Consider the following 20,235-nt stretch of genomic DNA (forward strand, 5'->3'; position numbering starts at 1 on the left):
TTGCGACAATATGCGGCGCGCGCGTCAGCGCGCCCAGTAGCCGGGCCGCATGGTCCAGCCGCGCGGCCCCTGCACCCAGCGCTCGGGCACGTAGCGCTGGCCCGCGCGGGCGCGGGTCCAGTAGCCGCCGCGCCAGTCGTAGCGGCCGCCGGCGGCGACCCAGTGGCCGGGCACCCAGGCCTGGCCGGGACGCGCGCCCGGGCGCGGCTCGTAGCGCGGCGGCGGCGGGGCCGGGCGCACGTAGGCCGGCCCGCCGTGGTAGCCCGGCGGATAGGCCTGCGCCTGCGCCGGCGAGATGATGCCAAGCGCGGCGCCGGCGGCGATGGTGGTGAGGGCGAGCAGCAATTGGCGTTTCATGATTCGGCTCCCAGTGATGCGGTTGGTGCGTATGGTGCGTATGGTGCGGGTGGTACGGCCGCGGCGGTGCCGGCCGCGCGGCGCTCAGTAGCGGTCGTGGTAGCGGTAGGGCGGCGGGCCGCCGCGCGGCGGCACCACGATGCAGGCGGACAGCAGCGCGGCCGTGGTGGAAAGCAGGACGACGAGGGCGATGGCGCGTTTCATGTCGGGGGCTCCGTGACTGGCGTGGGGTTGAACACGGCTTCACTGTAGCCAGCGGCATGGCGCCGGTGTGCTTGCACTTGTAAGGGGTGTTCACATTTGCGCGGGCCCGCGCGGGGCGCGCGCGGCGCTTTCGCGCGAGTCCCGCGGCGGCTCGCCAGGCCTTGCCGGCATTGGGCGCGCGGCCCGCGCCGCGTACCTCGCGCGGCACCCGCCGCGCCGGCGCGAAGTCCCGCGCAGGCGTAATGTGGCGTTACATCGGAAATAATTCGCGCAAGGTTTTGCGCGTGCAGGCGGCGCGTTCCGAGCCTGTCGCCGCGTGTCCGCCGGCGCGCGCGGCGGCGCTGCACTGCTTGGGGGCGCGGCGGCCGGCGGCGGGTGCGCACTGCCGCCGGCGATCCCCGCGGCAGTGCGCCGGCGCCGCGCACGCCACGCCGGCCAGTGGCATGAACCTTGCGCGGTGCGCTTCGTCACGGGAGAACGCCATGCCCATCCTCGTCGTCGTACTCGCGCTGCAGGCCCTGGTGCCGGGCGCCACCACGTTCGTCGCGATCGCGCGCTACGACAGCGCGCGCATTGCCGCCAGCGCCGGGCCGGGCGGGCTGCCCTGACCTCATCCCAACCGCCGACAGGAGGCCTGTGAAATGAACCGTAGCGACGTAACCGACCTGATCATCGAAGCCAAGGTGACAAAGGGCATCCGCTGGGCCGACGTGGCCGCCAAGGTCGGCAAGAGCAAGGAGTGGACGACCGCGGCCTGCCTCGGCCAGATGGCCTTCGACGCGCCGGGCGCGCAGGCGGTGATGGAGATCTTCGGCCTGCCGCCCGAGGCCGGGCCCTGGCTGCGCGAGGTGCCGTACAAGGGCTCGCTGCCCACGGCCGTGCCGGCCGATCCGCTGATCTACCGCTTCTACGAACTCGTCAGCGTATACGGCACCACCTTCAAGGCGCTGATCCACGAGGAGTTCGGCGACGGCATCATGAGCGCGATCGACTTCCGCATGGACCTGCGGCGCGAGCCCGACCCCAACGGCGACCGTGTGCGCATCGAGATGTCGGGCAAGTTCCTGCCTTACAAGACCTACTGAAGCCCGCCGGGCATCCGGCGGCGCATCGCGCAGAAACGGGTACGCCCGCAGGGATTTCGCAAGAAAACCTCCGCAGAAACGGGTACGCACCCGGTGCCGGGAACGGGACCGGGGTGCGTTTTTTCGCGCAATCCGGCTGCCCCGACCGGCCCAGGGAGGCTGGCGCGCGCGTGAAACCGCCTGCGCGGTGGCTTTTCGGGGGGGCTGGCGGCCTGCCGGCACGGCCGCCGCGATCACGCAGAAACGGGTACGCAACCGGGTTTTCGCTGCCCGCAGAAACGGGTACGCTGCGCGCCGCAGGCGCTGCGGGGGACGCTGCGGAGGACATCTCGGGGGACACCACGGAGGTGCGCCGCGCAGGCGGGCGGCAGCGCTCGGGCGCAAGACCAATTGCGTAAATATGAAAATGCGTGCTGGCGGCTAGATGAAAAAAATGATATACAATACCCGCGCTGATTTCCGCCGGCGCGCCGGGGTCTAGGCGGGCGTGCCCGGGCTGACCTGCAAGGTCACCACCAGCGACTGCAACACCGACATCGGGATCGGTTTCGAGAACACGCGGATATGGGGCGGGACGCCCCCGCGGTCGGCGATCGCGTGCTTGTCCAGCGACGTGACCACCGCGATGCGGGTGGCGGCGAATTCCTGCTGCGCGTCGATGGTGCGGCACAGGCGGAAGCCGTCGATGCCGGGCATGATCAGGTCCAGCACGACCAGGTCGGGCTTGCTGCTGCCGATCAGCAGCAGGCCGTCGTAGCCGTTGGTGGCTTCGAGGATCTCGACCGGCGGATCGAGCGTCTCGAGCGCCATGCGGTAGATCTGCAGCAGATGTTCGTCGTCTTCCACCAACAGCACGCGAAACGGCCTGGCGGGCGGCGCCGGTGCCCTGCGCGCGGGCGCGGACTGGTGGCGCTGCTCCGCCACCATGCGGTCCACCGCGTCGGCCGGGATCCGGCGATGCCCGCCGTCGGTCTTCCACGCGGGCAGCCGGCCGTTCTCGACCCACAGCTGGACCGTGCGCAGGGAGACGCCAAGCATCTCGGCCGCGGTCTTGGTGGAATAAAAGCGCAGATCGGTCATAGAGCCTCTTCAACTGCCGCAGCGTGCACGGGGCGAATGTGCGGCGTTGCATATCGTATTTTTTTCATTATTCTTCGGAAAGCGGCCAAAACGCAACTTAATGCCAGAAAAGCGCGCAACGATGATAAGGCATCGCTAAATGAGACCGGAGGAAATGGCGCGCGCAGCACCGGGGCCGGCAGTGCCGCGCGGCCTCTCCCGCGGGCCCGGGCCGGCTTGCCGGTGCCGCCCGATGGATCATACTGTGAAGCTTTGCCACAAGGAGAGACTGCCCGGAACGCCCAAGGGCAGCGGCACCGGGGGAGCGCACGGACCGCAGCCGCGCGCGGATAGGTGCGCAGGGTCATAGGAGTGGCGCGAGCCGGTTCCGGTTATCCGGCGCACGCGCGTATCGAAGGCTGGGATTCACGGCTGTGACGAACAATATTCTGGTTTTTTGGTAGCTTTCCCATGAGCCTGGAAATCTACCGACAGGCACTGGCAAGCCCGCATCGTTCCGCGCGACATCCGTTCTGGTCAGGTGTGGTCATCGTCGTCGGCATCTGGGCCGCGCTGGGCGCCTGGGCGCTGTGGGACCGCGCCACCGAGATGCGCCATGTCCATGCCAGCCTGGCGCGCGTGGCCGCCATGCTGGGCGAACAGGCCGAGCGCACCCTGGCCGAGGCCGATCACGTCGCCTCCCTGATCGGCGGCACCGTGGCCGAACGCGGCCGCGCGCCGCCGCTGGCGCATTGGGCGCGCAGCGGCACCCTCGTGATCGAGCCCTTCAGCGAAGTCTCCGTGTTCGACCGCGCCGGCACCCTGCGGGCCTCGACCAGCGCGAGCCTCGCGCCGCCCGACCCGGGCGACCCCCAACTCTTCGACCTGCACCGCCAACGCTTGCCGCCCGCGCTCTACGTGGGCGTGCCGCTGCCCGGGCGCATCGGCGGCCCGTGGTCGATCCAGCTTTCCAAGGGCATCGTGTCCCGGGCCACGGGCCGCTTTCTCGGCGTGGTGGTGGTGTCGCTCGATCCGGGCTACCTGTCGCAGGCCTACGCGCGCGCCGGGCTGGGCGCGTCCGGCGCGGTGCTGCTGGCCGGCACCGACGACTACGTGGTGCGCGCGCGCTGGAGCGAGCAGGGTCGGCAGCCGGGCCAGGTGCTGATGCCCGGCTCGGCGCTGCGCCGGGCGCTGGCCGCCACCGGCGAGAGCCAGGTCACGAGCATCGGCGCGGGCGGCGTGCGCGACCGCGTGGCCGCCGGCACGCCCGACGGCGCCGAGCGCATCTACGCCATCCGGCGCCTGCCGGGCTACGACCTCGCGCTGCTGGTCGGCGTGAGCCGCCGCGCGGCGATGGCCAGCTACCACGACCGTCTGTGCGCCGCGTTCGGCATCGCCGCGCTGGTCACGGTGCTGGTGCTGTTCTTCCAGGTGCGCCAGCTCGCGGCGCTGCGCGCGCTGGCCGCGCTGGCCGACCGCGAGCGCGTGGTGCGCGACATCCTCGCCGAGAAGAAGCAGCACCTGCGCGGCCTGTTTCTCGCCATGCCGGACGGCGTGGCCGTGTTCGGCGCCGACCGCGTGATCGACGAGACCAACACCGCGCTGTGCGAGCTGCTCGGCGTGTCGCTGCAGCGGCTGCGCGGCGCCACCCAGCGCGAGTTCGTCCACTGGCTCTACCGCGGCCGCCAGCCGGCGCGCCAGGCCTGCCGCGCCGAGCAGCTGCTGGCCGAGCTGGACCGCGCGCAGGCGGGCGCCGAGTTCGCCGGCATCATCGAGTTCGACATGGCGGTGTCGCCGGCCTACGAGGTGCGCATCGTGCATGCCGGCGGCGGTGGCGGCGGGCTGGTGCTGGTGCTGCGCGACATCACCTCGCAGCTGCGCCACGACCGCATGAAATCGCATTTCGTCTCGGCCGCCGCGCACGAGCTCAAGGCGCCCGTGGCGGGCATCGCCGGCTACGCCGAGCTGCTCGGCGCGGACGTGGTGCCGCCCGAGCGCCGCCGCGGCATCTACCACGCCATCCACGCGCGCGCGCGCCAGCTCAACGACCTGCTCTCCGACATGCTCGACCTGGCCCGCATCGAGGCGCGCAGCAGCGGCGCGCTCGAGCGCCAGCGCGTGGACATGGCGGCGCTGGTGCGCGATGTCGTGGCGGGCGATTTCGCCGAGCACGGGCGGGTGCGCGTGAGCGCGCCGCAGGCGCCGCTGTGCGTGCTCGGAGACCGCGTGCAACTGACGCAGGCGGTGCGCAATCTGGTGGAGAACGCGCTTAAGTATTCTGACGGCAAGGACGAGGTCATCGTGACCGTGTGGACGCCGCAGCAGGAGCCCGACAAGGTGTCGGTGCGGGTGGAAGACCGGGGTATCGGCATGACGAAGGAAGAAGCAGGCATGGCGTTCGACAACTTTTACCGGGCCAACCGCCGCGGCAATGCCAAGGGCAACGGCCTCGGGCTGGCGATCGTGCGCGAGATCGTGGCGGTGCATCAGGGACAGATCGCGCTGAGCAGCGAGATCGGCAAGGGCACCGTGATCACGCTCAGCCTGCCGGCGGCGGCGGCATGATGCGCTGCTTGCGGGTGGTGCCGGGCCAGGGCGCGCGGCCGCCGGCGTCGGCATGGGTGGCGGCGTTGGCCGCGGGCTGCCTGGCGCTGTGGCTGGTCGTGCTGCTGGCCGCGCACGACGCGCGCGCGCGGGTGGAGCGGACCGCCACGGCGCTGCGCGACAACCTCGAGCTGGCGCTGGCCGACACGCTCGGCATTGCCCACCAGGACCACGCGCTGGCCGGCGTGCCGTGCCGCGGCGTGGCGCGCCAGTTGCGCGAGCAGGGCGCCTACACCGCCTACGTGCTCGACGTGGAGCTGGTGGCGCGCGGCATGCGCTACTGCTCGGCCGTGCGCGGCGAGATGGCGCTGCCGCTGGACGAGCTGCTGCCGTGGCGCCCGGGACTGCAGTACCGGCTCGCCGCGGCCGGCCCCGGCAAGGGCACCGCGCTGGCGGTGTTCTCCGGGACCGCGCCGGGCCAGGGCGTGCTGGTGTGGGTGGACGGGCGCTACCTCGCCGACATGGTGCAGTCGGCCGGCCGGCTGGGCTTCGCCGACATCGGCATCGAGGTCGCCGGCACGCGCTTCATGCTGGGCGCCAGCAAGGCGGCCGGGGCGGCCGGGGCGGACGAGGCGCCCGGCCACGGCGAGGCCGCCGGCGTGCCCGCGCTGGTGCCGCGCGACACCGTGTGGCAAGGCGGCGACGGCATCGTCGACGTGCGCCAGCTTGCCGGGCATCCGATCGCCGTCGTCGCCGGCGCGCCGCGCAGCATGATCTTCCACGAAGGCCTCAAGTACCTGCTGCTGCCGCCGCTGGCGGCCCTGCTGGCCGCGCTGGCGGCGTGCGCATGGCAGTCGCGGCGCGCCGCGCGCCGCTCGTTCGCGGCCGAGCTGCGGCGCGGGCTGCGCCAGGGCGAGTTCGTGCCGTACTACCAGCCGCTGGTCGATCTCGAAAGCGGCTTGTGCACGGGCGTGGAAGTGCTGGCGCGCTGGCAGCATCCGCGGCGCGGCCTGCTCGAGCCGGATGCGTTCATCCCGGCGATCGAGCGCCAGCGCCTCGCGGTGGCGCTGACGCTGTGCCTGATCCCGCAGGTGTTGCGCGACTTCGCCGCGCTGGCGCCGGTGCCGGCGTTCCACATCGCCTTCAACATCACCGCCGAGCACTTCGACGACGCCGGCTTCTGGGCCGACGACTCCGCGCTGTTCGCGCTGCTGCAGGCCAACGTCACGCCGGTGCTGGAGATCACCGAGCGCGACGCGGTCTCGCTGGCCGAGCCCCAGCGCAGCGCGATCCAGCGCGCCAAGGCGCGCGGCATCAAGCTGGCCGTGGACGACTTCGGCACCGGCTACTGCGGCCTGGCGTACTTCAAGCGCTTCGAGGTGGATTTCCTCAAGCTCGACCGCCTGTTCGTGCAGGCCGAGCCCGGCGACAAGGTCAGCGGCCAGATCGTCGACGCCACGCTGAGCTTTGCCTACGCGCTGGATCTCGCCGTGGTGGCCGAAGGCATCGAGTCCGAGCCGCAGCGCGCGCTGCTGGCGGCCAAGGGCGTGCGCCTCGGCCAGGGCTATCTTTTCGCCCGCCCGATGACGGCGGCCGCGCTGCGCGAATGGCTGCCCGCGCGGCTCGAGCCGGCGCCGCCGGCGCCGTCCTCATGGCGTGTCCACAAGCCGCACGATCCGGCCCGCGAAGTGCCGCTCGGTGCGTAAATATGAAATGGACACCCTATTCAAAAGTGAAAAAAATGATATAGAATCGAATCTATAGCCTTGCTTCCCCGTCGGGCTATGCGACTCCCTGCCGGGATCCCCTTGCCGGCCAGCGCCTCGTGACGACACGCGAGGCGCTCTTTTCATTCCTCTCCCGCTTTCCCTCCGCCCCCGCCGCGACGCCGGCCATGCCGCGCGAACAAAGCAAGACGCCGCCTGCGCGTGCCTGCCGGGGGGCAGGCGCGCGCAGGCGGCGTCGCGGTTCGTGCGCGGGCCGCCTGGCTTAGCTGAAGCACTCGTTGTAGTAGCGCGTGCAGGTGCCCACGGGGCGGAAGGTGTACGGCAGCTCGGCCAGCGCGGCGGATTCGAGCGAGCCGAAGGGGATGTCGAGGCCCAGGCCGTTCGCGTCGGTCGCGGCGCCGTCGGTGCGTTGGGGGTCGTGCGCGGGTTTGTGATGCGTGCTCATGGTGTTTCTCGCAGTGGGTTCGCATGACACGGCCGCAAGACCGGCAGGCCGCCATGCCTCTGCGCGCCGCCCTGATCGAGGGATGACGCGCCGTGGAGACGGCAGCGCGGGTGGTGGCTGCCATCGGTACGGGCCATGTTAGCCAAATCCCGCTGAAAGAAAATCCAGGCGCGGCAAAACACACTGTTGCTGAATCGCATTCAATCGCGCGCGCTGCGCGCCGTGCGCATCACCCGCATCGTCCGCGCCACCCGCGCCGTGCCGGCGCCGCCGCCTGCCCCGGCCCCGCGCGGCGCGAGAAAAAACGCATGCAGGCCCGCCTTCATTCGCGCGCCCGATCCGCCTATATTTGGCCTTGTCCCCGCGCTCTCTTGCTCACCGCGCCACTGAACCCGGAGGTCAGGCCATGTCCCGCCCGATGCCGTTGCCGCCGTGCTTTGCCGATCGCCGCGAGGCCGGGATCTATCTTGGCCGCCACCTGGCCGGCCTCGGCTACGGCGCCGCGGCGCTGGGCGAGGCGCCGCTGGTGCTGGCGCTGCCGCGCGGCGGCGTGCCGGTCGCGTTCGAGGTGGCGCGCCTGCTCGAAGGCCGGCTCGACATCCTGCTGGTGCGCAAGATCGGCGCGCCCGGTTATCCCGAGCTGGCGCTCGGCGCGGTGGTGGAGGGCGACGCCGCCGGCGGCGCGCCGCACACCGTCGCCAACGACGACCCCTGGACCCGGCGCGCGCTCGACAGCGGCGCCTTCGACGCCGAGCGCGGCCGCCAGCTCGACGAGATCGCGCGGCGCCAGCAGCGCTATCGCGGCGGCGCGCCGGTGCCGGCCGTGGCCGGGCGCACCGTGATCGTGGTGGACGACGGCGTGGCGACCGGCGCCACCATGCGCGCCGCGCTCGAAGGCGTGCGCGGCGCCGGCGCGCGCACCGTGGTGGCGGCGGCGCCGGTGGCCTCGGCGGACGGGCTGGCCAGCCTGCGCGCGGCGGCCGACGAGGTGGTCTGCCTCAACGTGCCGGCCAGCTTCGGCGCGGTGGGCGCGTTTTACCTGGATTTCCGCCAGACCACCGACGAGGAGGTCGTGGCGCTGCTGCGCCAGAGCGCGTGCGGGCGGCCCGCGTGATGCCGGCGCGGCAATGTTTCGGCGTTGGCCTGGCGATGACCGCCGGCGCCTAGCGCGGCTGCGCCGCCAGCCTGGCCTTCAGGTGCGGCACCAGCCCGCCGGCCCGCAGCAGCGCGCGCAGGAACGCGGGAATCGCATCGCAGGCGACCGGGCTGCCGTCGGCCAGCCACAGCGCGGGAAGGTCGAGGTCGAGCCGCGCGCGCGCGCCGTCGGCCAGGCGCGCGGTATCGGCGCAGGTCAGCACCGGCAGGCCGAGGTTGATGGCGTTGCGATAGAACAGCCCGGCGAACGAGGGCGCGATCACCGCGGCCACGCCGAGCTGGAGCAGGGCCTGCGGCGCCTGCTCGCGCGACGAGCCGACGCCGAAGTTGTGCCCGGCCACCACCACGTCGCCCGTTCGCACGGCGGCGGGAAACTCCGGGCGCAGCCCGGCCAGGCAATGGCGCGCGATCTCCTCGATGCCGCCCTTCATGTGGGCGCCCGGCGCCATCTGGTCGGTGTCGACGTGGTCGCCGAAGCGCCAGATGCGGCCGCCGTGCGGCGGCGCGCCGGGGACCGCAACGGGGGCGGGGGCGGGAGGAACCGGGCTCATGCCAGCATCTCGCGCGGGTCGGTGATGCGGCCGGCCACGGCGCTGGCCGCCACGGTCAGCGGCGACGCCAGCCACACCGCGCTGCCGTTGTCGCCCATGCGTCCGGCGAAGTTGCGCGCGGTCGAGGCGATGGCGCGGCTGCCGGCCGGGAAGCGCGAGGCGCCGTAGCCGGCGCAGGCGTTGCAGGCATTGGGCAGCAGGTGCGCGCCGGCATCCAGCAGGACCGCCAGCGTGCCTTCGCGCTCGGCCTGCTGCTGGTCGCGCAGCGAGGCCGGCGCCAGTTGCAGGCTCACGCCCGGCGCCACGCGGCGCCCGCGCAGCACGCTCGCGGCCATGCGCAGGTCTTCCAGCTTGGCGCCGGTGCAGGCGCCCAGGTAGGCGATGTCCACGGGCTGGCCCGCCGCGTCGCCCACCGGGCCGGTATTGGCCGGCGAGTGGGGCGCGGCCACCTGCGGCGCCAGCGCGGCGGCATCGAAGCACAGGCTCTCCAGCAACGCGGCGCCGGGGTCGGTGCGCCAGTGCTCCGGCGCGATGGCGTCCAGCGTGGCGGCCGGCACGCCGGCCTCGGCCAGCCACGCGAGGGTGGTGGCGTCCGGCGCGATCAGGCCGGTCTGCGCGCCCAGCTCGGCGCTCATGTTGGACAGCGTCATGCGTTCCTGCATGGGCAGCGCGGCCACCGCCCGGCCGGCGAACTCGACGGCCTCGTAGCGCCCGCCGCCCAGGCCCAGCCGGCCGCACAGGAACAGCATCATGTCCTTGGCGCACACGCCCGCGCCGAGCGTGCCGTCCCACTGCAGGCGGATGGTGTGCGGCACGCGCAGCCAGATCTCGCCGGTGGCCAGCACGCCCGCCATCTCGGTGGCGCCGATGCCGAACATGTAGGCGCCGAAGGCGCCGCCGGTGGGGCTGTGGCTGTCGCCGCCGACGATGAAGCGCCCGGGCAGCACGTGGCCGTGCTCGGGCAGCACCACGTGGCAGATGCCCTTGCCGTCGATGAAGTGGGGCAGGCGCGCCTCGCGCACCCAGTCGCGCGTGAAGCGCACGATCGCCTCGGCCTCGGGGTCGGCGGCGGGCACGTAGTGATCCGTCACCACCACGTAGCGCTCCGGGTCCCACACCGTGGCGCCCAGCTCGCGCAGCAGCGGCGCCACGCGGCGCGGGCCGCTGGAGTCGTGCGACATCGCCAGGTCCACCTTGCAGGTCACCACCGTGCCCGGCGTGACCGTCTCCAGCCCGGCGGCGCGCGCCACCAGTTTCTGGGCCAGGGTGGCCGGCAAGGCCGGCAGGGTCGGCATGGCCGGCGCGGGGGCGGGCGCGGCGAGCGGCGTCATTCGGGCGTGGCTCCCGAGTACTTGACCACCTTGGCCCAGCGCTTGACGTCCTCGCGCACGAAGGCGGCGAATGCCTGCGGCGTGCTGCCGACCGGCTGGGCGCCGTCCGTCTCCATGCGCTTGCGCACCGCGGGCGTGTCCAGGCCCTTGTGGGCGGCCTGGTAGAGCGCCTGCAGGACGTCGGGCGGCAGCCCGGCCGGGCCGAACAGGCCGAACCAGGCGCTCGACTCGAAGCCCTTGACGGTGTTGCAGATCGGCGCCACGCCGGGGAACTGCGGCAGCGGCGCCGGGCTGGTCACGCCCAGCACCTTGAGCTTGCCGCTCCTGACGTGGGGCAGCACGTTGAGCGTGCTGGCGAACATCAGGTCCACCTGGCCGGCGAGCAGGTCGGTCATGGCCGGCGCGGTGCCCTTGTAGGGAATGTTGACGATGTAGGTGCCGGTCATCATCTTGAACATGTCGCCGGCCAGGTGCACCGACGAGCCCACCGAGCCGATGGCGAAGTTCAGCTTGCCGGGCTGGCTTCTGGCCAGCCGGATCAGCTCGGGGATGTTGTTGGCGGGCAGGCCGGGCGTGGCCACCAGCACGCTCGGCACGCTGGCGACCAGCGTGATCGGGGTGAAGTCCTCGATCGGGTCGAACGGCAGCTTCTTGTAGAGCGTGGCGTTGATGGTGTGGCTGGTGAAGCTCATCAGCAAGGTGGTGCCGTCCGGCGCGCTTTTGGCCACCAGGTCGGCGGCGATGTTGCCGCCCGCGCCGGGCCGGTTCTCCACCACCACGCCCTGGTCCAGCTCGCGCGCCATCTCCTGCGCGATGGTGCGCGCCAGCGTGTCGGTGGTGCCGCCGGCCGGCGCGCCGACCAGGATGCGGATGGGCTTGCCGCCGGCGATCTGCGCCGCCTGCGCCGGCACCGCCAGCGCGAGGCCGGCGGCGGCGCCCAGCAGCGCGGCCAGCGCGCGGCGGCGCGAAAGCCGTGCGGCTCGTGTGGCTGGTGCAGACCGTGCGGAAGGCCGGCGGCGCGGCAGCGGTGATCGGGCCGTGAAGTGAACTGGCATCGCGAATTCCTTCAGGAAGAGTTCGGGAGCGCGCAGTATCGCTTGTCCAGGCCTATTCGCGCAGCCCCGTGCGCGCTTCGCTTTCCACCCAGACGTTGGCGCTGTCGCCGCCCGCGGGGGACAGCTCCATGCGGTATTCGTAGCGGTCGGGGCGGTACTGGCCCAGCAGGAACTGCACCGGACGGCCGGTCTTGTCCAGCACCACGCGGCGCACCGCCAGCAGCGCGCCGCCCACGGGCACGTCCAGCAGCGGCGCCACCACCACGTCGGCCAGCCGCGCCGACAGCGTCTGGCTGGCGCGTCCCAGCTGCACGCCCGCGCCTTGCAGCAGGCGCAGCATCGGCGTGGTCTCGAGGTCCTTGCGGGTCAGGCCGCGGCCCAGCTCGCCCGGCAGGTAGGTGGTGATGTGCGACAGCGGGCGGCCGCCGTAGTGGCGCACGCGCACCACCTTGACCACCGGGTCGCCGGCCTGCAGCCCGAGCGCCTCGGCCACTTCCGGCGTGGCGTGCACGTCGTCGATCGAGATCACCTTGACCGAGGTCTTCTGCCCCATGTCGATGATGTTGTCGAGCAGGCTGCCGGGCCGGTCGCCCACGGTGACGGGCTTGATCGGGTGCGGGTTGACGAAGGTACCCAGGCCGCGGTGACGGCGCACCAGTCCCTCCTGCACCAGCCGGTCGAAGACCCGGCGCATGGTGACGCGCGACGCGTGGAACTGCTTGGCGAGGTCGATCTCGCCCGGCAGCGGGCCCTGGCCGAAGCGGCCTTCCACGATCTGTTGGCGTAGTACCACGTAAATCTGGTGATACAGGGGAACGACGGCTTCACTCATGGTTTCCCTTGCGTATGGGTAACAAGTCTTGAATAGTCCTAATGTACTTTAAATCAGACATAGAGCCTAGTTATGTCGGCGTTTGTGCCGCATTCCACGCACCGGGCGGCGGCAATCGTTGCGCGCGCGCCGCGCATATGCCGCGCGCGCCGCAATCGCGCCGGCGAATGTTTGCGTCCCGCGCGCCCCCCCGGGCCGGCCGCGCGATTGCTGCGGTGCCCCGCGCGGTCCCGCCCGCGCCGCCCCTCATGCGGCGACCAGTGCACCGGCCACGGGGCCTGTTTCACGTCCGATACAGCGGCGGCCGCCAAGGGTTTTCCTTAGGAGCCGCCTCCGGACCCCTGACAGGCAGCGCTTGTTCCAGCGCCCGGGAGACCCATGCGCGGTGACGTTCGGTGCGCGCTGTCACAACTGTGTGACATGTCGCGTGCGCCGCATGGCGGCCGCGCGCGCGCAAGCCGCGCGGCACGGGTTCCCGCCCCGCGCCGGGCACTTCGCAGCCCTTGTATTTCAAGGGATTACAGCGCGGCCGCCGGCCGCTGGCACTGATTATGCGGAACGGGAGGCTGGTTTGGCCGTGAAGCCGGACCCGCACCTCCGGCCGCCGTTCTCCCCGAGCGCCGGCCAGAGGCCGAGCCGCTGTGAAATCCTCCTGGGAGCTTTGTATGAAAAAGACCTTACTTGCGTCGGCGATTGCCTTAGCCCTTGGGGCCGGCGGTCAGGCCATGGCCAACCCGACGAACAACAATGACGTCAAGTGGAACGGCGACAACACGCAGACGGCCACTGCGAACTCCACGCAATCCGGCGGCGGCGCTCTGGCAAACGAAAACTCCTCCGCCTGGCAGGACAACAGCACGTCGAGCAAGACCTCGAGCTTCGCTTCCACCAAGACCTCCACCAGAACCACCACCAAGACCAACGCCGACAACAAGGGCAAGGTGACTTTCGATGAAGGCTACGGCAACGCCGGCGCCAACAACGGCAGCACCGCCACCGCCAACTTCACCAACTCGTTCAACAGCAGCAAGGCCATCGCGGTGAGCAAGCTGTCGGGCGCGGTCACGGGTGTGGTGGTCCACGGCATCGGCAATATCGCCACCAACAACGGCAACGCCAACGGCGGCTGGGGCGGCAAGGGCGGCACCGGCTATGGCGGGACCGGCCAGGGCGGCTCGGGCGGCAATGGCGGCAACAGCGGCAACGGCGGCGCCGGCGGCAGCGGCGGCTCGGCCACCAACGGCAGCGCTACCGCGGGCTATGCCTCGGCCGGCAGCGCGTTCGCCGGCCGTGGCGGCAGCGGTGGCGATGCCAAGGGCTACGGCGGCGACGGCGGCGGTGCCAAGGGCTATGGCGGCGACGCGCTCAGCGCCAGCGCCGGCCGTGGCGGCAGCGGCGGCGGCGCCAAGGGCTCCGGCGGCGATGCGCTCGGTGCCAGCCTGTCCGGCTCCGGCAAGGGCGGCGGCGCGCTGGCCGGTGGCGGCAGCGCCGGCGGCCTGGCGGCGGGCGTGGGCGGCAGCAGCGGCTCGCGTTCGGGCAGCGGCGGTGACGGCGGCTTCTTCGGCAACGGTGGCGGCAGCGGCACCAGTACCGCGGGCGCGGGCGGCGCCGGCTCCACCGGCACCACCACCACCACCGCCGGCGCGGCGGCGGCGAACGGCGGCGCGGGCGGCAGCTCGGCCTCGGGCGCGGTGAGCCCGACCGGCGGCGCGGGTAGCGGCACGGGCGGTGCGGGCGGCGCAGGCTCCGGCGGCGCGGCTACGGCCACGGCCGGTGCCGGCACCGGCACGGGCGGCGCGGGCGGTGCGCAGACCAGCGTGGCCGGCAACGGCGGCGCGGGCGGCAACGCCAGCGCTGGCGGCGCCTCGACGCAGGCCAGCAACGGCAGCGCCACGGCGGGCGCCGGCGCGGTCGGCGCGGCTTCCGGCGCGGGCGGCGCGGGCGGCACCGGCAACGGCGGCACCGGTGGCGTGGGCAATGGCGCGGTGGGTGGAGCCGGCGGCGCCGGCGGCACCAACTACGTCGATGCCGGCACCTTCAACATGTCCAACATGATGAGCAGCGTCGGCCAGTCGGCCGCGGGCATCATGATCGCCAACCAGAACAGCGGCATGGCATCGCTGGTGCAGCAAAGCGTCAACGTCCAGGCCAACCTGGCGGTCGGCAAGTAAGGCAGTGCATGGCGGCGGCGCGCCGCGGGTGGATGGCCCGCGCGCACGCCCCGCCGGCACGGCACCAAGCCGGCAACTCAGGGCATCCGCGCGCGTTGTCCGCGCGAGGATGCCCGTTCGACGAAGCGTCCACTCGTCTCCCGCTTGCCCGTCCGGATGGGGGCGGCAGGCAAGAGGCCGAAGGAGACACCAACATGCGATCGGTCCGCTTTGCCGCCGCCGTCATGGCGACGGCCGTCCTGGTCTGGCCGGGCCTGCAAGCCCTGGCCGACCCGTTGCCCGACGGGCCATCGGCCGCAGTGCCTGCGGCAGACTCCGCCAGCGCCGCCAACACCGGCGCCGCGGTCCGGGAACCGGTTCCCCCCGCGGTGGCGCGCGGCGTATTCGCCGGCCTCGGCAAGCCGGTCGCCAGCAACCGGCTGGACGGCATCCGCGGCGGCTCCGAACTGGTGGCCAACGACATGCGCCTGGCCGGCACCGTGGCCGACAACAGCGCGAGCCACATCATGAGCGGGGCCAACAGCATCGCCGACGGCTCCTTCGCCAGCGCCGCGGGCCTGCCCACCGTGATCCAGAACTCGGGCTCCAACGTGCTGATCCAGAACGCCACGATCATCAACGTCCAGTTCAAGCCATGACGCTGCGCAAGCTGCTACTGCCGGCCGCGCTCGCGCTGGCCGCGGCGGCCGCGCCGGTGGCGCGCGCCGACGACGCGGTCATTCCCGCCGACGGCAGCCATTTCTTCAGCGTGCGCGTCACCAGCCTCAAGGAGGCGCGCTACAAGACCACCATCCGCCAGCAGTACGACTTCAGCTGCGGCTCGGCGGCGGTGGCCACGCTGCTGACCTACCAGTACGGCTACCCGGTCACCGAGCAGGTGGTGTTCGCCAACATGTACGTCAACGGCGACCAGGCCAAGATCCGGCAGGAGGGTTTCTCGCTGCTCGACATGAAGCGCTTTCTCGAGTCGCGCGGCTTCATCGCCGACGGCTACGAGCTGCCCTTGTCCAAGCTCGAGGAAACGCAGATCCCGGCCATCGTGCTGGTGGTCGAGAACGGCTACCACCATTTCGTGGTGGTCAAGGGCGTGCGCGGCAACCGCGTGCTGATCGGCGATCCGGCGCTCGGCACGCGCGCGATCTCGCGCGAGCATTTCGAATCCATCTGGGACAGCCAGCTGCTGTTCGTCATCCACAACCGCGAGGAGCTGGCGCGCTTCAACCTGGCGGCCGACTGGCGCGTGGCGCCGACCGGCCCTTATTCAATGGGTATCAACCGGGATAGTCTGTTCTTCACTGTCATGCCTTCGCATGGCAGCAGCGACTTCTAAGGAACGCATCATGTTCCAGGCATCCTCGAAGCCCACGCAATCCCGCCGCAGCGCAGCCGGTCCGGCTACTGCGATGGTGCTGCTCGGCGCAGGGCTGGCTTGCGCCGGCCACGCGCGGGCCGATGAAAACACGGGGCTCGCAGTGCCGGATCTGCATGGCGCAAGCGATGCCGCCGGCCTTGCCGTCCCGCCTGCCGCGCAGGCGGAATCCACCAACCCTTCCTTCGCTGCCGCACTGGGCGGCATGGCCGGCCGGACGCCGGCAACGCAGGACAGCGCGGCGCGCGATCCGGCGCCGCAGGACAGCGCGGCGGTGCCGCCGGCGCCGACGGAATTCGATGTGTTTGCCGCTGCCGTCGACGAGGCGGCGCCCGCCATGTCCGGAGCCGACGTCGCCGCTGCCGCGGACACGCGCGAGGCCTTGCCGCCGGCGCGGGAAGCGCCACCGGCAGCCGCCGCGCCGCGCCCGCCCGATGTCATCGCTGCAGCGCCAGCACTGACGCCGCCGCAGCCGCCAATCTCGCGCGGCGCGGCGCCCGGCGCGCGCGCGCGCGAAGCGGCGCTGGCCGCCGCAGCGCCGTCCGGCGCGCAGGACCGGCCCGAGGGCCAGGCCCCGCCCGCGCGCGCCGCGCGCAGCATCATGGCGAGCTGGAAGCCGGTGGAGCAGGACCGCCTCGACGACCTGCGCGGCGGCTTCGACGTGGGCTCCAACCTGCAGGTGTCGTTCGGCATCCAGCGCGCCGTGTACATCAACGGCGATCTCGTGGTGGCGACCAGCCTGACCATTCCCAACCTGAGCCGCATCACCGCCGACCAGGCCACGCGGCTGGCGGCGGCGCTGGGCGTGGCGACGGGAGCCGGGGCGGCGGCGGTCAACAACGCGCTGGCTTCCCATCCGGCCACCGCCGGCAATGGCGGCAATGGCAGCAGCAGTAGTGGCGGCAATGGCGGCAGCGGTAGCGCGGGCGGCAGCGCCGGCGCCGCGGGCACGGCGATGACCAGCCTGCCGGCGGCGATGGTGTCCGCGGGCGCGGCCACGGTGACGACCAACGGCGTCATGAGCCTGATCCAGAACGGGCCGGGCAACAGCGCCGCCGCCAGCGCGCTGGCCGGGTCGCCGGCGACGGTGATCCAGAACACGCTGAACAACCAGTCGATACAGAACCTGGTGACGATCAATGCGGGCGTGAACACCTTGCAGGCATTCCGCGCGCAGGTGGCCAACCAGACATTGACCAACGCCCTGCTCGGCACCACGGGCCTGCGCTGAAAGCCCGGCCGGCGACGGCGGGCGGCATGCGCGGATGGAGAGCGGCAAGCCGACGAGCAGCAGGCAGCAGGCAGCAGGCAAGAAACAGGCAGCAGGCAACACACGCAAGAAGAGAGGCTGTATGCGGTAGGCAGGTTGCGGACTCCTGCACCAAACAGTCCGCCGACCGGGGGAGGAAGGCGAAATGAAAACAGGGTCGCTGCGCGGCATCCGGCAGGCCGGATGCTCGACATTGCTGTTGCTCGGGAGCATGGCGCAAGGCCAGACTCCGCCAGACCAGGGACCGGCCGCGGCAAAGCTGGAGCAGCTCCGGCGCGAGGTGGCCGAGCAGGCCGCCGTGCTCGAGGCGATGAAGCGCTCGATGGCGGAGCAGGAGGCCACCATCCGCGAGCTGCGCAGCGTGCTCGGCACCGACGTGCTGGCCAGGAAGCGCGGCGGCCAGCGCGCGCCCGGCACCGGCCCCGCGCCGGCCAGCGCGGGCGAGGACGCGGCCACCAACGCCGCCTCGGCGCCGCCCAGGCCCGGCGCGCAGGATGGCGGCAACACCGCGATGGAGCAGAACGCCACGGCGCAGGCCGCGCAGGCGCAGCTCGCGCTGGCCGGCGACGAGCAGCCGGTGGGCCGGCCTCCCGAGGAAAAGACCGCGCCGCCGGCGATCGCGCCGATCTTCGACCAGCCCGGCGTGCTCACGCCCGCGGGCAAGCTGGTGGTCGAGCCGAGCTTCCAGTACGGCTATTCGTCGAGCGACCGCGTGGCGCTGGTCGGCTACACCATCATCCCGGCGCTGCTGATCGGGCTGATCGACGTGCGCGAGGTCAAGACCTCGACCTACATCGAGACCATCGCGCTGCGCTACGGCCTGACCAAGCGCCTGGAGATCGAGGCCAAGGTGCCCTACGTGCAGAGCTCCGGCTCCACCGTCAGCCGCGAGGTCTTCACCGGCACCGCGATGGACAACGTCTTCAACGCCAGCGGCAAGGGCCTCGGCGACGTGGAGGCGACGCTGCGCTACCAGCTCAACTACGGCAACGAGAAGATGCCGTACTTCGTCGGCTGGCTGCGCTACAAGTCCAACACCGGCAAGAGCCCGTTCGACGTCGTGACCGACTGCGTGACGCGCTGCGTGGGCAATACCACCGGCACCGGCCTGCCGCTCGGCCTGCCCACCGGCTCCGGCTTCCAGGCCATCCAGCCCGGCATCACGTGGCTGCTGCCGAGCGACCCGGCGGTGTTCTTCGGCACCTTCAGCTACCTGCACAACTTCGCGCGCAACGACGTCAGCCGCACCGTGCTCAACGGCGAGAAGGAGAACCTCGGCAAGATCGCCCCGGGCGACATCTTCGGCTTCAACTTCGGCATCGGCCTGTCGCTCAACGAGCATGCCTCGTTCAGCATCGGCTACGACCAGAGCATCATCTGGCCGACCAAGCAGAACGGCCAGACCGTGCCGGGCTCGGTGCGCGTGACGCAGGGCACCTTGCTGGTGGGCTACTCGTACCGCTTCAACAGCCGCTACACGCTGAACCTCTCGGTGGGCGCGGGGCTGACCACGGACACGCCCAACCTGACCGTCACGCTGCGGCTGCCGATCACGTTCTGAGGCCGGCCGCGCACATGGCGGCGCGCCGGGTGATGCCGGGCCGGCATGCGGCCGGGGCCGCCTTGCGCTGGCCACGCGGCTGGCGTACAACTGAAGAAACCCGTCCCCCGGGGCGGATACGGATACACCTTCGCCTGGCAGGTCCGGCCGGCGTGACGGCGGCTCCGCATGCACGGCGCCGCCGGGACGGCCCGGGGATGGCCTGGAGTGACCTGAGCGAGGAGACAGTCATGCGCAAACGCATCTTCTGGTTGTTGCCCGATCTGGAGAGTGCCCGCCGCACCATGGACGACCTGCTCCTGGCGCGCGTCGAGAACAAGCACATTCACTTCATCGCGCGCGACGGCGCCGACATGAGCGGCCTGCACGAAGCCAACCTGTTCCAGACCTCCGACATCGTGCATGCCGCCGAGATGGGGCTCATGGTGGGCGGCGGCATCGGCATCATCGCCGGCGCGCTGGTGGCGCTGTTCCCGATCGTCAGCGACACGCCGCAATGGGGCCTGGTCGGCGTGCTGGCCGTGCTGGGCGCGGCGTTCGGGGCGTGGGCCTCGAGCATGATCGGCTGTTCGGCGCCGAACAGCCGGCACAAAGCGTTCGAGAAAGACATCGAGGAAGGGAAGATCCTGCTGATGGTCGACGTCTCGCGCGGACGCATCGAAGAGATCGAGGCGCTGTTGCAGGCTTCGCATCCGGAGGCGAGGTTTGCGGGGATGGATCCGGCGGTGCCGGCGTTTCCTTAAAGGGTTTTTCTTGGTGGGTTGTTTGTTTGGATTTTTGGCTTCGAGTTAACGGTTTAGCGGATTTAACTTAAAAGTCTTTAAAAGACTAAAGTCAAAGACAAAGTCAAAGGCTTTCGCTCCTCCGGAGCGACCTACTTTCTTTTGTCCGAAAAGAAAGTAGGCCAAGAAAGCGGACTGCCTTGCCGGCAGGGGCAGAGCCGAACAGGGTTTCTTGGGTTGGTGGTTTCGTGGTGGGGGCGGTGGTTCTGCTGACCTGCCGCCGTTACCGGTTCGGCTGGCCACGATCTGGCTGGCGGTATGGGTTGCGGGGTCAGACCTATGATGGCGAGCGCATTGCTGGTTCGAGCATCTGCCGTTACCGGTTTTGGCGATCACGGCGTAGCACCGTCACTGGTTTCGTGGTGGGCGTGGTGGATCCCGCGCGAGTGTGCTGGGTTGCTGGAACCGAATTACCTCTCAAGTCAAGACCGTCCGGCACTGCGTTCAAACAGGGGCCACCGCGCCCACCACGAAACCGGCGCCGTCTCTATGCCGTATGCATCCGCCCCGGTCGCGGCAGCAGCTTGAAGGGCCTGGACCTCCGCCATCATGCAGCGCCACCACGAATCGAACACCACCCGAGAGACAGTGGCCGCCAAAACCGGTACCGGCAGATTCCCTGCAGAACCACCACCCCCACCACGAAACCACCAACAACCAGCAACACTGTTCGGCTCTGCCCCTGCCGGCCAGGCAGCCCGCTTTCTTTGCCTACTTTCTTTTCGGGGAAAAGAAAG

At 71.3% G+C, this 20,235-nt stretch carries 19 protein-coding genes; 11 read left to right on the forward strand and 8 right to left on the reverse strand.

Annotation, left to right across the window (positions count from 1 at the left end; translation table 11 throughout):
• Positions 1 to 24: 24 nt before the first annotated feature.
• A complete protein-coding gene (locus tag KF708C_RS12580) occupies positions 25 to 357 on the reverse strand; it encodes a YXWGXW repeat-containing protein (protein WP_029043682.1) in 333 nt (110 codons plus the stop codon).
• Between the two features lie 686 nt (positions 358 to 1,043).
• Here KF708C_RS12580 and KF708C_RS36895 point away from each other — a divergent pair.
• Positions 1,044 to 1,169, forward strand: coding sequence for a hypothetical protein (locus tag KF708C_RS36895; protein WP_020203314.1), 126 nt, complete (start codon positions 1,044 to 1,046; stop codon positions 1,167 to 1,169).
• Positions 1,170 to 1,202: 33 nt separating this feature from the next.
• Positions 1,203 to 1,646 carry a cyanase gene (gene cynS / locus KF708C_RS12585; RefSeq protein ID WP_020203315.1) on the forward strand — a complete coding sequence of 148 codons (444 nt, stop codon included), beginning with the start codon at positions 1,203 to 1,205 and terminating at the stop codon, positions 1,644 to 1,646.
• Positions 1,647 to 2,123: 477 nt separating this feature from the next.
• On the opposite strand, the gene KF708C_RS12590 is transcribed toward cynS, so the two are convergent.
• Positions 2,124 to 2,726 (reverse strand): response regulator, encoded by a 603-nt coding sequence (locus KF708C_RS12590; RefSeq protein WP_020203316.1) that lies wholly within the window; start codon positions 2,724 to 2,726, stop codon positions 2,124 to 2,126.
• A 450-nt stretch (positions 2,727 to 3,176) separates the two neighbouring features.
• On the opposite strand from KF708C_RS12590, the gene KF708C_RS12595 reads away from it, so the two are divergent.
• Both KF708C_RS12595 and KF708C_RS12600 read left to right on the forward strand, forming a co-directional pair.
• A complete protein-coding gene (locus KF708C_RS12595; protein ID WP_081651415.1) occupies positions 3,177 to 5,270 on the forward strand; it encodes an ATP-binding protein in 2,094 nt (697 codons plus the stop codon).
• Positions 5,267 to 6,955 (forward strand): EAL domain-containing protein, encoded by a 1,689-nt coding sequence (locus KF708C_RS12600; protein ID WP_059412023.1) that lies wholly within the window; start codon positions 5,267 to 5,269, stop codon positions 6,953 to 6,955. The genes KF708C_RS12595 and KF708C_RS12600 overlap by 4 nt, the downstream gene beginning before the upstream one ends.
• 283 nt (positions 6,956 to 7,238) lie before the next feature.
• On the opposite strand, the gene KF708C_RS12605 is transcribed toward KF708C_RS12600, so the two are convergent.
• A complete protein-coding gene (locus KF708C_RS12605) occupies positions 7,239 to 7,421 on the reverse strand; it encodes a hypothetical protein (RefSeq protein WP_020203319.1) in 183 nt (60 codons plus the stop codon).
• A 418-nt stretch (positions 7,422 to 7,839) separates the two neighbouring features.
• Between KF708C_RS12605 and KF708C_RS12610 the strand changes: the two genes are divergently transcribed.
• Positions 7,840 to 8,535 carry a phosphoribosyltransferase gene (locus KF708C_RS12610; RefSeq protein ID WP_020203321.1) on the forward strand — a complete coding sequence of 232 codons (696 nt, stop codon included), beginning with the start codon at positions 7,840 to 7,842 and terminating at the stop codon, positions 8,533 to 8,535.
• Positions 8,536 to 8,584: 49 nt separating this feature from the next.
• Here the strand turns inward: KF708C_RS12610 and KF708C_RS12615 are convergent, their stop codons facing one another.
• From KF708C_RS12615 to KF708C_RS12630, 4 genes are read right to left on the reverse strand one after another with little or no spacing between them, the layout of a single operon-like run.
• On the reverse strand, positions 8,585 to 9,127 hold the full coding sequence (locus KF708C_RS12615) for a LeuD/DmdB family oxidoreductase small subunit (RefSeq protein ID WP_059412024.1): 543 nt from the start codon (positions 9,125 to 9,127) through the stop codon (positions 8,585 to 8,587).
• Positions 9,124 to 10,458, reverse strand: coding sequence for a 3-isopropylmalate dehydratase large subunit (locus KF708C_RS12620; protein WP_059412025.1), 1,335 nt, complete (start codon positions 10,456 to 10,458; stop codon positions 9,124 to 9,126). Before KF708C_RS12620 ends, KF708C_RS12615 begins: the two co-directional genes overlap by 4 nt.
• A complete protein-coding gene (locus KF708C_RS12625) occupies positions 10,455 to 11,513 on the reverse strand; it encodes a tripartite tricarboxylate transporter substrate binding protein (protein WP_059412026.1) in 1,059 nt (352 codons plus the stop codon). The genes KF708C_RS12620 and KF708C_RS12625 overlap by 4 nt, the downstream gene beginning before the upstream one ends.
• A gap of 52 nt (positions 11,514 to 11,565) precedes the next feature.
• A complete protein-coding gene (locus KF708C_RS12630; RefSeq protein ID WP_059412027.1) occupies positions 11,566 to 12,345 on the reverse strand; it encodes a GntR family transcriptional regulator in 780 nt (259 codons plus the stop codon).
• Positions 12,346 to 13,010: 665 nt separating this feature from the next.
• On the opposite strand from KF708C_RS12630, the gene KF708C_RS12635 reads away from it, so the two are divergent.
• From KF708C_RS12635 to KF708C_RS12660, 6 genes are all read left to right on the forward strand, one after another.
• On the forward strand, positions 13,011 to 14,516 hold the full coding sequence (locus tag KF708C_RS12635; RefSeq protein WP_059412028.1) for a hypothetical protein: 1,506 nt from the start codon (positions 13,011 to 13,013) through the stop codon (positions 14,514 to 14,516).
• A 194-nt stretch (positions 14,517 to 14,710) separates the two neighbouring features.
• A complete protein-coding gene (locus KF708C_RS12640; protein ID WP_059412029.1) occupies positions 14,711 to 15,154 on the forward strand; it encodes a hypothetical protein in 444 nt (147 codons plus the stop codon).
• Positions 15,151 to 15,846, forward strand: a complete 696-nt coding sequence (locus tag KF708C_RS12645) for a C39 family peptidase (protein WP_020207142.1) — start codon at positions 15,151 to 15,153, stop codon at positions 15,844 to 15,846. Before KF708C_RS12640 ends, KF708C_RS12645 begins: the two co-directional genes overlap by 4 nt.
• Positions 15,847 to 15,856: 10 nt before the next feature.
• Positions 15,857 to 17,116: a hypothetical protein gene (locus KF708C_RS12650; protein ID WP_231586464.1), complete on the forward strand. Its 1,260-nt coding sequence runs from the start codon at positions 15,857 to 15,859 to the stop codon at positions 17,114 to 17,116.
• A gap of 184 nt (positions 17,117 to 17,300) precedes the next feature.
• On the forward strand, positions 17,301 to 18,716 hold the full coding sequence (locus KF708C_RS12655) for an acetate kinase (RefSeq protein ID WP_059412031.1): 1,416 nt from the start codon (positions 17,301 to 17,303) through the stop codon (positions 18,714 to 18,716).
• A 230-nt stretch (positions 18,717 to 18,946) separates the two neighbouring features.
• Complete coding sequence (locus tag KF708C_RS12660) at positions 18,947 to 19,459, forward strand: hypothetical protein (RefSeq protein ID WP_020207109.1); 513 nt, start codon at positions 18,947 to 18,949, stop codon at positions 19,457 to 19,459.
• A gap of 586 nt (positions 19,460 to 20,045) precedes the next feature.
• Here the strand turns inward: KF708C_RS12660 and KF708C_RS36655 are convergent.
• Positions 20,046 to 20,235 (reverse strand): hypothetical protein (locus KF708C_RS36655; RefSeq protein ID WP_231586465.1); only part of this gene is annotated, 190 nt, incomplete at its 5' end.

This window comes from Cupriavidus basilensis, from assembly GCF_000876015.1.
GTDB lineage: Bacteria > Pseudomonadota > Gammaproteobacteria > Burkholderiales > Burkholderiaceae > Cupriavidus > Cupriavidus basilensis_B.